The organism is Desulfosporosinus sp. OT (genome assembly GCF_000224515.1).
Lineage (GTDB): Bacteria > Bacillota > Desulfitobacteriia > Desulfitobacteriales > Desulfitobacteriaceae > Desulfosporosinus.
In genome coordinates, this window is record NZ_AGAF01000072.1 from 1 (window position 1) to 13,744 (window position 13,744).

Sequence of the window (13,744 nt, forward strand, 5' to 3'; positions counted from 1 at the left end):
TATTTGAGAGATACAAAAGGGAATTAGATCGCTTAAACCTTAGCGGGCAAAAGCGCTCTTGGCTGCTCTAATGACCATGGGTACCGCCATGATCCCTAATCCAACAGCCAATACGGGCCAAATAGCATTGAAGACATCACCAATATAACCAAGTACATCGGCAGGAATAATTGCCAGACTCATATTGATCCTTCCTTTCTATTAGTTTTTTATCCATCTTGCCATTTACGGAAAATTGCTATTATGCCACCTAATAATAGTCCAACCAACATAATTGCGAAGGCTGGCGCTATGATAGGCCATAAACTTGTCATCGTGGACCCAAACGCTTGATAGAAGAGATTGATATCATAGTTAAGTAACATGTCCTCACCTAACTTTTTTGGTAAGTTTTTAAAATGTTAATGATACCTCCAAAGACAAACAAGGCGAGCAATGCGCCGATGAACGGCCAGAGCAGTGGTGTTAGACTCCCGAAAATATTCGCGAATTGTTGGTAGACCGATGTCATATCGACTGTGAAACTCATTCTTTCATCACCTACCAAACTTTAAAATCGCAACGAAGATGCCCAATACCAACGAAGTATAACCAATGACAGTAACTAAAAATGGATTCGATAAAAACCACAAAACACAGTAGTTGAAGTTATAATCCATAGGATCACCTATTTCCCCACCAGGATATAAACTTTGAGATGAATAGAGACGTTATTACAGGGGCAAGAATCACGAAGCCATAGACTGCGACTAAGCTATGACTATCCATCACCGGCCACATCAGATATATCCCTCTCGGTCCGCGACATCATAAATAACTTTGATACCTACTAATACCGCGATAACAACCAGGATTCCCGCTATGATCATGTCGCCATAGCTTAGGCTTTGGATGACTTCAAAGAAACCGTGAGGCGTTTGTACTTGGTAATTCATGTTAATCACCTTGCTTAATTATAGATTCAGTCTCTCTACTTGCACAATGAACAAAAACTGTACAAAAAGTGAAGCGCCTAATGTGTATTAGGCGCTAAATAATTATGTTCTACTTTATTTTCATGAACTGCGTTCATTTATTCAATATAATCCCCACTTTGAAATTTACCTGCGACTATAAGGCTGCGAAGAGACAATGTCAAAATATATAGCATGTATATTAGTCTATACACATATAAATATTCAACGGAGGTTAATTAAGATGATAAATATTTTTTTGGCTTATTGTAGTAAGGATAAAACTTTGTTTGCAACTATTTTAGATAACTTGCAGCCTCTAAGTAAATGCTGTGAATTTTGGTATTACAATCAAGACTCAGACCCTATTACCATGGATGAGATTATCAAAACAAAACTGCCCAGAACCGATTTATTTGTCGTTTTTATAACTAATAATTCTCTAAATAGTGATCATATACAACGCGAAATATTTGAAGCTAAAAACCTATCGAAAGAAATCTGCCCTATCATTATAGATAATAGTATTACTGCTAATTCGGATGCTAGGATACCGGAATTTATTAATAGTATTTACTATGCCTCCCCTCCTATAAACGCTATACAAATCATCGAAGACGAACTTGAGAAAATTAATGTACTGAGGTGATGTCGTATCGTGATAAATACCAAAGGTAATGTAATAGATTGTGTAGATAATTACATTAAATATTACGATAGGAGGTCCATCAAATATAAAAGGTTGTACTATACATTTTTTGTACTGGAAGGTGTAATATCGGCACTTATTCCTGTTGTAACTCTATTTTTTGATTTCTGCTCAATGATTAAATATATAGTTGCTCTAATGGGAACTATTGTTGCTTTGATAACAATGTTTAAGTCTTCATTTGGATTCCATAGAAAATGGATTGATTATAGAAGTACAACTGAAAGCCTAAAACTTGAAAAAGATCGTTATACATGTGAATTATCGCCTTATAAGGGAGATGATAGAGAACAATTATTTTTTGATAAAGCTATTAATACAATTGACCAAGAAAATAAAAATTGGAGAATAAAGGAACTTGATCAATTCAAAAATACCTATAAGACCGACAATCATAAATAATTAGGAACTAAGCAGAGTATAAGTTTTTAGAAAGATGTTCTTTTTACATGGGTATCTTTCTCCATCAACTCCAGTTATGATATAATCTCCTTTGCAAATATAGTGTTTTCCTTCCAGAGTTTTAATAAAGGGAACTTTATCTGAGTTAACAGGACTAACATAATTCTGTATATCTAATCCAAATTCTATGGCTACTTTTATATCGTCAAAACCATCTTCGAGTCCACGCCTATATTCAATTGCCTCGACAGGTATTGGATTCTTAATATACTTCATCATAATGGTCACCTCAAATATATTATTACATGTTATTAGATACTTTAACCAATAAACCTTAATCATATTATTCCTGAACATAGGATAATGACACATCCTTAAAGGGATTCTAGACATCGTCATGGAAGCACTAGTTAAGCGGCAATTGCAAATCTATTTTAGTTACTTGAGTACCTATCCATGGCAATTTTAACAAAGCCCTAGATCCCGCTTTGTAACACCAAGCACTATCCTAATGTCCCTATTTTACGTAATATTCAAATAATTATTTTAATGTGCGGAGAGGAATCCTTCAAGGAATTCAGCCCCGATTTAGAGCTGAATTCCTTGTTGAAATTATCGCAATTTATACAAGTATTTTGCTCAATGGCACTTTTACTCTATTCCACTTTCCTTCTTCAGTTCAGCCAACTCCGTCTCAATATCTTGTTCAGCCTTAGCATGTTCCAACTCCGCAAACGGATCCTCCGACTCCTGCGTAACCATAACCGAGGTGGCCTTGGCCTCCGCTTCTGTGCGCTCCACCTTGCCCTTAAACCGATCAATATTTGAAAGAGGATTGTTACCAGTAATCCCTGATATAACCTCATTGGCCTTCTTCATAGTCGCTGCACGTCGTTGGCGCATTATAAGATTGTCACGTTCAACTCTTGCCTTGGAAAGCTTTTCTGTTAATATACGTAGGTTCTCCTGCAAATCTTGCAAAGCTTTGGTCTGCTCTTCTAACTGGTTCTGATAATCTTTTAGGCTAGCCTCAGCTTGCTTTTTTAGATTAAGTGCTGTTCTTGCTAGTTCATCCTTTCCAGCCCTAACCGCCTCAGTGGCCTGAGCCGTGCGAGCAACTATATCTTCCTGAGCATGCTTGATATATTCCTCCAATTGAATTTTGTCGGCAACTGCTCGATTAACTTGGATCTGAAATGACCGCACCTCTTCGGTAGCCTGTTCTACATACAGATTAAGCATTTTCTCTGGATCCTCCGCCTTATTTACCATATCGTTTACGTTTGCTTGAAAAAGGTCCTTAACTTTTGCGAAAATACTCATAGCAGTAATCCTCCTTTTATTTGCTTAAGATTGATATGTTCTTCAACGCACTTTCTATGGCCGTATCCTTCCATGCGTTGCCAAAACGAGTAATAATCTCATTGAGTTTTGGTTTGACCTCTTTTAAGAGACTTAACTGTTCTACCTGTGTGGCCTCTGCTTTATAGACTTTGAACGTGATAAGTGAATCCTCAACATATGCAAGGGCATTCAGGATATCAAGCCCTTGCTCATCGAAGGCCCCGTCCGCAATACGTGAACGCAAACGCCTAATTTCATGCATTACTTTCTGGTGGCCTTTTTCCGTTGCTCGTTTATCTCTCAATGACTTTGAAACATGCCACGCGACAAGGCTAGCTGTGATGATGATAATGGTTATACCTAATCCAATACCTATGGTCTTCAATGGGAGTGAATCGAAAGGAGAAGAAGCTATTGAGTTGTCTTTGGGTCCTATCATTAAACCTTCAAAAAGGGATGGTAACCCAAAAGATAAAGCTCCAATCATTAACGAGCCTAATAGCCCAGGAATTATTTCCCCGGGATCTCCATCGTTTCTAAAGAATTTAGCAAAGCTTGAAAGCAAAGTTGTTATCATCAAAATGGCTCCAGCGGTTCTGATTAAAGTTGAAAACAAAGGCATCATTTGAGAAAAGATTAATTTTAGATCTTGAGTAAATAATTGATCCGTTATCGCGGACACCCCCTATACCAACCTAAGAAACTCTTTGTCTCTGAAAATACCAGCATCTTAAAATCCTCTTCCTAAACTTGAAAAGATTGCGTTCACTGTACCCCATTTCCTCAGCTATCTGTGGGATGGTCTTACCTTCACCGTAGCGCTTAAGTGCAAAAGTCCTGAAACGGGGATCTAGTTTTTCTAAGAATTGGTCAACCGCGGCTCGACGTTGGTCATCCAAAAAGGGATATAATTCAAGTTCTACAGGCTCACGAAGTTCTGACATCCCATTTCCCCCCTTCACCCCATCCTATATATTACAGAGTAAGACTCTTACTAAAATGTCGCGTCATTAATTCCTTGAACTCTTGATATCTGCTTCTTAGTCCAGGCTTCATTTCTTCGGTCTTTAATAAGTAAAACGAGAGTCTACCGATCTTTACCTTTCGTTGATCGAAGCCGTATCTTCCTAAGTTACGCATAAATAATTCTCCAGGCACCGGCTCCATACCCATTACTTGAGCTGCTTTTATCAGCGTCATGTACTGCCGATTCATCACATATTTTTGTGCCCATTTCATGAGTTTTACAGGCGTGTATTTTCTGGGATTGTAATAATAACACCTGAACGGTGAAACATGATATTGAACCATAGGCAGACAAAGTTCAACCGCCCGATCCACTGCTGACATTCTAAGCCCTCCTTTCAAACACACAGCGATAGCGATAATCCTCACCCAAGCATGGAGTTAAATCACAAATTTCACGTAGCCTGGACATGATTCTCGGCCCTATTTTATCTTCCAGGCTGTTCGGTTGGCAGTTTGTAGTGCAAAAAATTGGACGCATATTACGGTACCTAAAATCCACAATGGTAAAGAGCTTTTCCGTCGCCCAGTCATCATCACCTTTATGGCGCTCGGACCCGAGGTCGTCAAGGATAAGGACGTCACATTGTTTAACCGCATTGACAATATCATCCTCTCTTTCGTTTGATTTTGAACTATACGAAGCTCGTATTCGTTCAAGCAATTCAGGGACATTGACAAAAATACATGCCTTCGATTCTTTAAGCTTGTTGAAGGCTGCCGCTGCCAAATGGCTCTTACCTGTCCCAACAGGACCGATTAATATCACACCTTGGGCTCTCTCTTCGTCAGAAGAAGTTGCTTTGATAATCTTATTAACGAATTCCTTTGTCTTTCTTAAGGCAGCTGCCGTTTCTTTACTTGCTTTAAAATTCTCAAACGACTTGCTACTAAAGCGTTTCCCTAGCGTTGAGAAGCTGAAATAACGCTCATATCTCTGTGTTCGCTCGAAGTTTTTAGCTCGCTCAACGGCTTCGATATTTTTTCGCAACATGCATTGACATCGGCGTCGTATATACTTTGCGCCCCCTAAACGCGCAGGAAATTCTACCAAAATCGGTTCGTTGATGGCACCACAATCAGTGCAGGTATAAACCAATTCATGTGGTAACCGCGAATCCTGCTCTAGCCCAGGCACTAGGGTCATAGGCCGCCGTGTCGTTGATTCGCTGCCTAGAAGTTCCGAGATTTTTTGCATTGTCATTTCCCCCTCGCGATTTAGTTTTCACGTGTTTTCCAGAACTTTGATTATGCATTTTTTGCATAGACCGTTCTGCGTCAGCGTGGGCAATATGGCTTAAATCAACGACGCCATAATCAAGCCAGTTGAATATAATGCGCTTGAGATAGCTCATCTCACAGTGGTAATGCTCCACGCAGCGCTTTATGCCTTCGATGACGATGGCATCCGGGTCAGGACTCGCTCTATTTTTGAATTGACGACAAAAGTCAGAGATACTGCTGCGCTCGATTGGCAAAAGTATTCTGCCAAAGTTTAATTCAGCGAAGGTAATGGCCTGAAATCCAAGGCCATTACCATGAACTGGCTTTTCTGGCTCAGTTGATGTTGGGTCAAGCCCTATTGGCAGTCTAAAGGTATCCTCTGGCAGCGAAACATCATCGACTTCAGTCGTCCCTACTTCCAGGATTGGGCTTTCTGGCTCTTCCTGGATAGCTTCAAGCGATTGATTCTTGATTTCTTCGCGCGCCTGCGCGTTATCATCCTCATCATCCGTATTCTCTTTTAGTTCTAGTTTAGGTTCTAGTTTTAGTTTTAGTTGGTAGACATCTGTCAGTTCTTCATAAGGTTCTTGTAAGACATTAGTAAGAACTTTATAAGAACTATCTAAGTCATTACTAAGAACATCATCAGGAGAATGCAAAATTGAGTTAAACCTATCTTGATCAAAGGCATATCTTCCAGCGTATTCGTTGCTCTTTGAAGGAATCCAGGAAACCCATACAGGCAAGGGAACACTAGGAGCAGTAGGATTTTTTATTTTTTGGTGTTTGCAGAAATTACGAACATAAAGACACTTTTTTCCTTGAGAGGTATAGCTAATCAATTTCTTTTCAGCAATCAGCTCCTTTTTCCATATTGATAATCGCTCAATCGTCAAATCTGCATCGAGAGGAGAAGGAAAAATTAGTATTTTAAATGAGAATTCATTATCGTCTAGACAACCTGAATCGTCGGCTATCTGCACTAATCCAGCATAGAAAAATCGTTTGTCACGGGGCCATTGGAGAATATCTGGATCAGAAAAAAAGTCTCCTTTGAGTTGACGATTGTGTAATTTCATTAATTTCTAACACCTGCCTTAAGTGAATTCATAACTTATACCTCTTCATTGAGATCATTACCAAAAGCTCATTTGCTCGAATAAAGTTTTTTCGTTTATCGGTTCATGAACCGTACCCAAGACCTCAGCATTCATACCCGCGATCATCTTGCCTATCTCTTCGGCTAAATCCCAAAATCGATTATAATTTCGGGCACTGTAAGCACGGCCATTCTCATAATCAATAACAATGGATATGACCTCGTTGTTTTTTACTACCTGGATTGGGTACCAACTGGGATTGTATTTTAGGTGTTTAAATTCGAAATGAACGTCTGCAAATGCTACCGTTATTAAGTCTTTGACCTTAGTTATTGATAAGGTATCATCCGATAGCTGATAGGTCCTTGAAAATTGATCATTCGTTATAAAGCAATCGCAGTCGCCTGTATATTCAAAAATCCATTCTACTTCCCTCTGTAAGCTAAACATATATACTCACTTCCAAATGTTGATAAGTATTATTTTGGAGTTCCATATAAATCGCTAAATAACTTTCACATCGGGTCTAAAAGTGGTTGCCTCTCCATTGTCAAATTCAACATACCCACTTGAATTTATGCCCGTGATTTTGTGTGGTTTTAATAAATCAAAACCTTGCTTGAAAGATCCTCCGCCTGACCTTGTAATTAGGACTGTATCGCCTACATTGGCACCGAGTTTCTTTATATGTTCATCTCGTCTTTGATTCCAATAATGCTCAACATCAATCGAGGTTGAAAGGATTCGCCTTTCTCCCTCTGGTGTCTTTATCTGAAATAAATCAGGGCTACTCCCTGTATGGTTAATATCATAATAAAGGCACCCACCTTCAAACTCTTGCCCACAATAAGGGCTTTGAGGGTCAATAACTTTAACTTTCATAAATACTCCTCATTTCTCTTGAAATAATCCGTAAAAGCGTTTCCACCACCAAGCCGTCTTCCATACCTCCCTTCGTAAAAGTAAAGTAAGGCTTACTGTGTTACCCCTACATGGACTCCATCCGCAGGAAGGGCAGTACACACAACCGCCCTCCGGTGGCGTAAAGCTTCCGCATTCCGGTCATTTCATCGTCTGCACCTTTTTATAAATTGGTTCCATGATCTGACCCTTCATAAGGTGATTCAGCTTCCTTCCTCATGCCAACGACGAGCATCAATAATGCGAAAAGGCCAATAACTATTAATACTGCAATCATATTGTCCTCCTTATAGACATACATACCAGAAGATTTCATCAACGAGCTCTTTCTCGCTGACATTCTGATATAGTTCCGATGGCATAATCAAGCCAAATGCATATTTCGAAGTCCGTGCAACCATAGCAATTAGCGTTGAAATATTCACGGCATTCAGGGCATTTTTAGAACGTCCATGCTTCGCCACCGTCAGCGAATGAACTTGATACCGCTTCCTCGCCTTTGGAAATTTTCTTCCCGCATCTCTGGCAAATATGGTCCTGACGAACTATTACCCATTTAGGTTCACTCAAGCATGTAGCACTCATCAGCATCACATCCTAATGATTAATTTAACCTCAGGCTTAATTTCGGGTACCGGTCTTCAAAGAACTTTTGCTTGATACTCCCGCCAAAAATTAAAACAGGCTCATCTGCCGTCTTCGATGATTCTTGTCCCATTCGTCCCAGTCGTCGACATGCATACAGATTTCCGGCATGTTTGCCCAAATCAGGGCCGTTGCAAACGGCGGCGGAACACTGTGTCCACATCGAGCTACCTGTTCCGACTTTGGATAAGCATTACCATAATAATCAACATCGATGATATACTTAGGCGAGAATCCCTGGGCATTAAACAGCTCTCTCGGGGTAAACATTCTTAATCCAATATCCGAAATAAAGTACCAAGAGGCGTTAATTTCAAAAATTAGTACCTCATCATTGCTTATCTGATATCCGCAATACTGAGTAAGCATATCTCTGACTTCCGGCCAATGGTGAAGGTTTTGTCCGGGCCGTATTTTGACAAGTTGAACATTGACTAACCCAAAATGACCAGCAGAAGTAGTAATAGTGTGAAGAGGTTCATTAACGTTTTGACCAAGACCCGTTTTATAGAACTTCTGGATATAGGCCACTGTTATTCCTTCGCGATCTTTAGTTGTGATAGTATGAACCGGGTCAGTTATTGCCTGTCCGATTCCCCGGCCATAATACTTTGACAAAAATATCGCTTGAAGAGCGTATCGTGGTGATGTATCAATGGTCATCAATGGCCGGTCAACTGTTTGGCCTCTGGCTTGTGTACTATCGTGATACTGCATAAGTACTGGGGCTACTATGCCGTATCCATGTTTCACCGTAAGTGTCGGCATGGGTTCGTGGATAGATTGTCCGCGGAAATTATCCCCGCCATGGTTGACCTGGATGATATAGGGCTCAGGATTTTTAATAAAGAACTTATCCAAGCCCCGAGCAGTTCGCTTCATCGTTTTGGAAGCCAGCGGACGTTTAGCCCTCAGTCCGTATTTCCTCTTAATTTCAGCTTTGCTGTCAAATATCGATGGTGCCGGCAGCGTGAAGTCAATAATCTCTGCGGCCGTTTTCCATGGCATTAGCTTTCCTTCAAATACCCCAGCACTCCTCGGATCTCCATGAGTTGCTTCCGGCCATTTAATTGGCTTTCCATCGCAGCGGGCAGCCAAGAAAAAACGTTCCCGTGATGTCGCAGCACCATAATTGCAGGCAACCAGTGTACGGCACTCAATATCGTATCCAAGGCCCTTGACTAATTGTTCTTTATCGAAGTATTCTCCTAAGCTTTCCATAATTTCAGGCCATGTTGGGGAGTCTGGATCAAGCCCGGTCGTCAAGGCGGCAATAAATGCTCTAAATGTTTCGCCTTTGCGTTCTTTGATTGGTTTATTGTTTTCGTCCAAAGGACCCCAGTTTTGAAATTCAGGAACATTTTCCACCATAATGACTCTCGGCCTGACTGCAATTGCCCATTTTACTCCTACCCAAGCCAAAGCCCTGATTCCTCTTTCAATTGGCTTTCCTCCAAGAGCTACGGAGAAATAAGTGCAGTCTGGGCTAAGCCAAAGAAACCCAACCTTGCGGCCTGAACAAACTTTAACGGGGTCAACATCATAAACGGATTCGCAATAGTGTAAGGTCCCCGGATGGTTTGCTTTATGCATAGCAACAGCAGCAATATCATGATTTACCGCAATGTTTATTTCCCTGCCGGTTGCGATCTTATAACCTTCGCTTACTCCTCCGCCTCCCGCGAACAAGTCCACAGATATTTCTTCGTTGGTTCTTAGCAACCATTGCCCTCCTTTTCTTATTCACCTGTGAAGTTTTTATATTTAGTTCTATAAGTTTTTAGAATTTAAAGCATATTTTCCAACTTTACCCTGAAGCCATTTGTTCAAATATGATCTTCTCTTTATGAGTTGCTGCTTTATAATCCTGTAGCAAGACCTCTGGCGTCTCGCCTGTCGCTCAAACATTCAACTCCACCTTAACAATACCTCTCTTTGATATCATCCCAGTTGTTGGCGACCCCGCTCCAGTGCTGGGCAACTTCTTCTAACATGCCTTTCTCCTCACGCTCTTGCTTAAGCACTGATTTGTAAAGCCTGTCATCCCTATACTTCCTCACGTTTTTGCTAATTAAGTCACTAATTACTTGCGGTTCTAAAGCATCCAACTCCCAACATTCATGTCCGAACTCCTGAATATATTTAGTCGCTCGACTGTCGGTTATCTTGGTTGGATTGGGCGGTGGACCGTATTGCTCAATCTGGTTCATGTTTAAGGCCAGACGGTGGAAGTCAACGCCGTGAGTCTCGAATGTGACAAGTCGATCCTGAATGTCCCTGCTCATATCCCTGCCACTTGGATCGTGATCCCCAAGGTGAAGCAGAACGATCTGCTGACCATTGTCCTGCCTCCGCTTTAGCCTTCTAGCTGCTCCCCACATTTCCGACTGACTAACATAACCACGGCACGAGAAAAAGTTAACATCAAGCTCGCCACATATCTGTCCAACGATTCCAACAAGAGCATCCTTTTCCACCCACACCTCAACATAGTTCTTTTGTCCGTTCCAGTGGTCCAGGTGGTAGGAGTAGGCGGCAGAGTCGATCATACTTCCAGGTGTCTGCCAGTGAGACTTTCCCTTCAGGTTCCTTGTCCTATCTTCGATAGCGTTCCAGTCGATGAGTCCGGCTAAACGAGCTTCACTAATTAAGACACCCAGGTTCTTGTACGATCTCTCGTTGTTTGGGATAATAGCTCGGGCAACCATCTGGTAATATACCTGCCTAAGTGTGAGGCTGTACCCTTGCGCCGAATAGTCATCTATAACGCTGTTAATTCTGTTAATCAGATCAAGTCTATCCACTCCGAAATTTTTGCTTATATACTCTATTTTTGGCATCACTTTCCCCTTCCTTAAAGCTCGTGAAAGAGTCCCCACTACCGCAGCAGTATGCCTTTACGCGATTTTGTTGTTTAGTCCCAGTGCACGTAAGGTTTTTCTAGACAACTGGGACTGGACATCAATGGTAGATCCTAAAGGCATATCAACTGTTACATTGCAATCAATCTTAGCCAGCTTATAGCTTAATAACGCTTGGTCTTTAAATTCAGTCAACCTTTGTGCCGCTTTAGCTGGCAAAATGTCCGGACACGCAAGTAAATCTTTTAATGTAAGACCTTGTTTCAATAACGGCCACACGGTTTTCTCCCCTATTCTCGGAACACCCGGAATATTGTCCGATGGGTCACCCACAAGCGCCTTATAATCCACCCACTGCCCTGGATCAATACCGTAAGCTTCTTCATGGTTAAAAAGTGTTAATTGTAATGGGGCTCTCCTTGCCCTTAAATAATTAACCATCACATTACGGTTAATTAGCTGAAACATGTCTTTATCTCCGGAAACAATCCTGACGTAATCGTTGGATCTAGCCGCTAGTGTACCGATGATGTCGTCTGCTTCATACCCCCTAACTTCTACTTGTTCAACACGCAGAATTTCCAATGCTTTTTTAGCCCGTGGAACTTGGTCTGAAAGCTCAGTCGGTGTCTGCTTTCGAGTAGCTTTATAGTCCGGATAAAGTTGATGGCGAAAGGTAGGATCGTTAGAATCCCAACAAGCGATGATTTTTTGGGGTTTATGCGCGTGATTAAAGTTAAGCACCCAGTTCAATAAGCCAGAAACAGCATGAATGGACTTCCCTTTCGTATCATAAAATGGCTGCCTTCCATAAAAGGATCTGGCGAGTAGGTTATTGGCATCGATAAGCAAAAGCATTTTCATACCTCCCTACGTAAAAGCAAATTTGGTTTAACCGTGTCACCCATTACATGGGCTCCATCCGCAGGAAGGGCAGTATATACAACCGCCCTCCGGTACCACAGAATTTCCGCACTCCGGGCATTTCATAATCGACACCTCTTCATAAATTAGTCCCGTGATCTGAGCCATGACAAGATGATTCAGCTTCGCAACTCATATCAACGACTAACATCAATGAGGCGAAAAGACCTATAACTATCAACACTTCAATCATGCTATCCTCCTTATAGATACAAGCTGGATAGTTTGCTTTGGGTCCCAGTAACCAAAGATATCTAACCACGCTTCTATGAAAACTCCCATAGACGGATATCCCTCTGCCTGGACTTCTGCTAACGTTATTTCTCCCTAAACATTTGCTTGTCTGAACAACGGGGTTAATTCTCATAAAGTGTGTCACCTCCCGTATTTATCGCTTAGCTTACAAACACGCTGATTTGCTTAAGGCTTTGAGCGTATTTCCTAGCAGCTGCTCTGGTTGCTTTCCGTTTGGTCTTGATTCTTGAATTAATTTCAAGAATCCGATGAAACTCATCGACATTAACTAAAAATCCCAAAGCTAAACACCGTTCACATACAGGGGGATTCTTAGCAAATAATTTGCTGGATACTAAATCTAAAGATGTTAATTCCGTCCTGCACTCGCAATATTGGCCTGTATATTTAACCCTTCTAATCTCCTCTCCCCCCTTTTTAACGCATGAACCTATCTAGATACCTTTATACAGAGCCCCAACCGAAGACTAAACCACGACGATACTCCCATTCAGAGTATTTTTTAACCGCATCCTCTAACGTCCATTCTCTACTTGACTCCTCTACCCGAGAATTCGTTTTGCGAAGATCCGCGTCACAGGTTACGTAAATGCTGTAAACGATGAATGTGGAATTGATAAAATCCATATGAATTCCCTCTCTTAATTTCTAAACCTTAATCCAATGGCCTTAAGAGCAAACTTCAGATTTCTAGCGTCTAAATAATCTAAATCTGATAATCTGAATTCGTGTTTTTCATTAAAAAGATGTGCTACCAAGTTGACCATGATTTTTCACTATGGGATAAAGAGGAAACAACTCGTTTCATGGCGAAAAAGTCAATTGTGGATTCATCCAGGTTAATGAATTGATGCCGCAAAGGACTGATACCATGAGTTTTACAGACTTAATCTCTCAAACACCGAAAGAGGTTTATTTTCTCATCCTTGGAGCTATTGCTTTAGGCGCAATATCAGGACTTGTAAATAGATTCCTATCCAATCTTACGCGCCAAAGAAAGAAATCTAAAAAACCAACTCAAAAGGGACACGAAAAGCAATTAAAGAAACTGGACAAAGTTTACGGCACCTACAGCATTGCCAAGGTAGACAAAATGAACGGCCAAGAGTTTGAGTTATTTGTCGAGAAGCTTTTCAGAGTCTTAGAAAAAGACAAGATTCTGAAAACAGAATTCACACCCGCTACCGGCGACCAGGGCTGTGATCTTATCATTCACTATCGGGATGGTGCCCGACTAGGTATCCAATGCAAACGCTACGCTAGTAAGGTGGATAATAAGGCTGTTCAAAACATCGTTACGGCAAAGGCCATATATGGACTTACCCTAATGATGGTCTTTACAAATAACCATTATCAGCCTAGTGCCAAGGAGGCTGCTCG

General features: G+C 41.1%; 21 protein-coding genes. 3 read left to right on the plus strand and 18 right to left on the minus strand.

Annotated elements, in window-relative coordinates; all coding sequences use genetic code 11:
- Positions 1–39: 39 nt before the first annotated feature.
- Together DOT_RS31000 and DOT_RS31005 are read right to left on the minus strand one after the other, a co-directional pair.
- Positions 40–183, minus strand: coding sequence for a hypothetical protein (locus DOT_RS31000; protein WP_009615842.1), 144 nt, complete (start codon positions 181–183; stop codon positions 40–42).
- Between the two features lie 596 nt (positions 184–779).
- Positions 780–935: a hypothetical protein gene (locus tag DOT_RS31005; protein ID WP_009615849.1), complete on the minus strand. Its 156-nt coding sequence runs from the start codon at positions 933–935 to the stop codon at positions 780–782.
- A gap of 262 nt (positions 936–1,197) precedes the next feature.
- Between DOT_RS31005 and DOT_RS06600 the strand changes: the two genes are divergently transcribed.
- Both DOT_RS06600 and DOT_RS06605 read left to right on the plus strand, forming a co-directional pair.
- The gene (locus tag DOT_RS06600; protein ID WP_009615851.1) at positions 1,198–1,602 is read left to right on the plus strand and encodes a TIR domain-containing protein; all 405 of its coding nucleotides are present in this window, start codon (positions 1,198–1,200) and stop codon (positions 1,600–1,602) included.
- A 9-nt stretch (positions 1,603–1,611) separates the two neighbouring features.
- Positions 1,612–2,064 carry a DUF4231 domain-containing protein gene (locus DOT_RS06605; protein ID WP_009615853.1) on the plus strand — a complete coding sequence of 151 codons (453 nt, stop codon included), beginning with the start codon at positions 1,612–1,614 and terminating at the stop codon, positions 2,062–2,064.
- On the opposite strand, the gene DOT_RS06610 is transcribed toward DOT_RS06605, so the two are convergent.
- The 16 genes from DOT_RS06610 to DOT_RS06675 form a co-directional block, all read right to left on the minus strand.
- Positions 2,065–2,343, minus strand: coding sequence for a hypothetical protein (locus tag DOT_RS06610; protein WP_009615855.1), 279 nt, complete (start codon positions 2,341–2,343; stop codon positions 2,065–2,067).
- Positions 2,344–2,715: 372 nt separating this feature from the next.
- On the minus strand, positions 2,716–3,387 hold the full coding sequence (locus DOT_RS06615) for a PspA/IM30 family protein (RefSeq protein WP_009615857.1): 672 nt from the start codon (positions 3,385–3,387) through the stop codon (positions 2,716–2,718).
- Between the two features lie 16 nt (positions 3,388–3,403).
- The gene (locus tag DOT_RS06620; RefSeq protein ID WP_040411450.1) at positions 3,404–4,090 is read right to left on the minus strand and encodes a hypothetical protein; all 687 of its coding nucleotides are present in this window, start codon (positions 4,088–4,090) and stop codon (positions 3,404–3,406) included.
- Positions 4,091–4,103: 13 nt separating this feature from the next.
- A complete protein-coding gene (locus DOT_RS06625; protein WP_009615862.1) occupies positions 4,104–4,352 on the minus strand; it encodes a sigma-70 family RNA polymerase sigma factor in 249 nt (82 codons plus the stop codon).
- Between the two features lie 31 nt (positions 4,353–4,383).
- Positions 4,384–4,758, minus strand: coding sequence for a hypothetical protein (locus tag DOT_RS06630; RefSeq protein WP_009615864.1), 375 nt, complete (start codon positions 4,756–4,758; stop codon positions 4,384–4,386).
- Between the two features lies 1 nt (position 4,759).
- Complete coding sequence (locus tag DOT_RS06635) at positions 4,760–5,632, minus strand: ATP-binding protein (RefSeq protein WP_157998424.1); 873 nt, start codon at positions 5,630–5,632, stop codon at positions 4,760–4,762.
- Positions 5,535–6,737 (minus strand): DnaD domain protein, encoded by a 1,203-nt coding sequence (locus DOT_RS06640; protein ID WP_009615868.1) that lies wholly within the window; start codon positions 6,735–6,737, stop codon positions 5,535–5,537. Before DOT_RS06640 ends, DOT_RS06635 begins: the two co-directional genes overlap by 98 nt.
- Before the next feature lie 57 nt (positions 6,738–6,794).
- Entirely contained in the window at positions 6,795–7,208 is a 414-nt protein-coding gene (locus DOT_RS06645) for a hypothetical protein (protein WP_009615870.1), read from the minus strand.
- A gap of 54 nt (positions 7,209–7,262) precedes the next feature.
- Entirely contained in the window at positions 7,263–7,640 is a 378-nt protein-coding gene (locus tag DOT_RS06650; protein ID WP_009615872.1) for a hypothetical protein, read from the minus strand.
- A 326-nt stretch (positions 7,641–7,966) separates the two neighbouring features.
- Entirely contained in the window at positions 7,967–8,143 is a 177-nt protein-coding gene (locus DOT_RS31370; protein ID WP_009615876.1) for a hypothetical protein, read from the minus strand.
- Positions 8,121–8,264, minus strand: a complete 144-nt coding sequence (locus DOT_RS30325; protein ID WP_157998426.1) for a hypothetical protein — start codon at positions 8,262–8,264, stop codon at positions 8,121–8,123. Before DOT_RS30325 ends, DOT_RS31370 begins: the two co-directional genes overlap by 23 nt.
- 90 nt (positions 8,265–8,354) lie before the next feature.
- A complete protein-coding gene (locus DOT_RS06655) occupies positions 8,355–10,046 on the minus strand; it encodes a DNA cytosine methyltransferase (RefSeq protein WP_009615880.1) in 1,692 nt (563 codons plus the stop codon).
- A 197-nt stretch (positions 10,047–10,243) separates the two neighbouring features.
- Complete coding sequence (locus DOT_RS06660; RefSeq protein ID WP_202798700.1) at positions 10,244–11,032, minus strand: hypothetical protein; 789 nt, start codon at positions 11,030–11,032, stop codon at positions 10,244–10,246.
- A gap of 189 nt (positions 11,033–11,221) precedes the next feature.
- Positions 11,222–12,043 (minus strand): 5'-3' exonuclease, encoded by an 822-nt coding sequence (locus DOT_RS06665; RefSeq protein ID WP_009615892.1) that lies wholly within the window; start codon positions 12,041–12,043, stop codon positions 11,222–11,224.
- Positions 12,044–12,188: 145 nt separating this feature from the next.
- Positions 12,189–12,476 carry a hypothetical protein gene (locus DOT_RS06670; RefSeq protein WP_040411453.1) on the minus strand — a complete coding sequence of 96 codons (288 nt, stop codon included), beginning with the start codon at positions 12,474–12,476 and terminating at the stop codon, positions 12,189–12,191.
- Between the two features lie 332 nt (positions 12,477–12,808).
- The gene (locus DOT_RS06675; RefSeq protein ID WP_009615908.1) at positions 12,809–12,991 is read right to left on the minus strand and encodes a hypothetical protein; all 183 of its coding nucleotides are present in this window, start codon (positions 12,989–12,991) and stop codon (positions 12,809–12,811) included.
- Between the two features lie 244 nt (positions 12,992–13,235).
- Here DOT_RS06675 and DOT_RS27730 point away from each other — a divergent pair.
- A partial coding sequence (locus tag DOT_RS27730) for a restriction endonuclease (RefSeq protein WP_009615914.1) occupies positions 13,236–13,744 on the plus strand: 509 nt, incomplete at its 3' end.

Coding starts and splice junctions, on each gene's coding strand:
- DOT_RS06645 (WP_009615870.1), bottom strand. CDS start 7,208: ATGTTTAGCTTACAGAGGGAAGTAGAATGGATTTTTGAATATACAGGC.
- DOT_RS06670 (WP_040411453.1), bottom strand. CDS start 12,476: ATGAGAATTAACCCCGTTGTTCAGACAAGCAAATGTTTAGGGAGAAAT.
- DOT_RS06650 (WP_009615872.1), bottom strand. CDS start 7,640: ATGAAAGTTAAAGTTATTGACCCTCAAAGCCCTTATTGTGGGCAAGAG.
- DOT_RS31005 (WP_009615849.1), bottom strand. CDS start 935: ATGAATTACCAAGTACAAACGCCTCACGGTTTCTTTGAAGTCATCCAA.
- DOT_RS06610 (WP_009615855.1), bottom strand. CDS start 2,343: ATGATGAAGTATATTAAGAATCCAATACCTGTCGAGGCAATTGAATAT.
- DOT_RS06660 (WP_202798700.1), bottom strand. CDS start 11,032: ATGGTTGCCCGAGCTATTATCCCAAACAACGAGAGATCGTACAAGAAC.
- DOT_RS30325 (WP_157998426.1), bottom strand. CDS start 8,264: ATGAGTGCTACATGCTTGAGTGAACCTAAATGGGTAATAGTTCGTCAG.
- DOT_RS06630 (WP_009615864.1), bottom strand. CDS start 4,758: ATGTCAGCAGTGGATCGGGCGGTTGAACTTTGTCTGCCTATGGTTCAA.
- DOT_RS06640 (WP_009615868.1), bottom strand. CDS start 6,737: ATGAAATTACACAATCGTCAACTCAAAGGAGACTTTTTTTCTGATCCA.
- DOT_RS06675 (WP_009615908.1), bottom strand. CDS start 12,991: ATGGATTTTATCAATTCCACATTCATCGTTTACAGCATTTACGTAACC.
- DOT_RS31000 (WP_009615842.1), bottom strand. CDS start 183: ATGAGTCTGGCAATTATTCCTGCCGATGTACTTGGTTATATTGGTGAT.
- DOT_RS06600 (WP_009615851.1), top strand. CDS start 1,198: ATGATAAATATTTTTTTGGCTTATTGTAGTAAGGATAAAACTTTGTTT.
- DOT_RS06625 (WP_009615862.1), bottom strand. CDS start 4,352: ATGTCAGAACTTCGTGAGCCTGTAGAACTTGAATTATATCCCTTTTTG.
- DOT_RS06635 (WP_157998424.1), bottom strand. CDS start 5,632: ATGCAAAAAATCTCGGAACTTCTAGGCAGCGAATCAACGACACGGCGG.
- DOT_RS06615 (WP_009615857.1), bottom strand. CDS start 3,387: ATGAGTATTTTCGCAAAAGTTAAGGACCTTTTTCAAGCAAACGTAAAC.
- DOT_RS06665 (WP_009615892.1), bottom strand. CDS start 12,043: ATGCTTTTGCTTATCGATGCCAATAACCTACTCGCCAGATCCTTTTAT.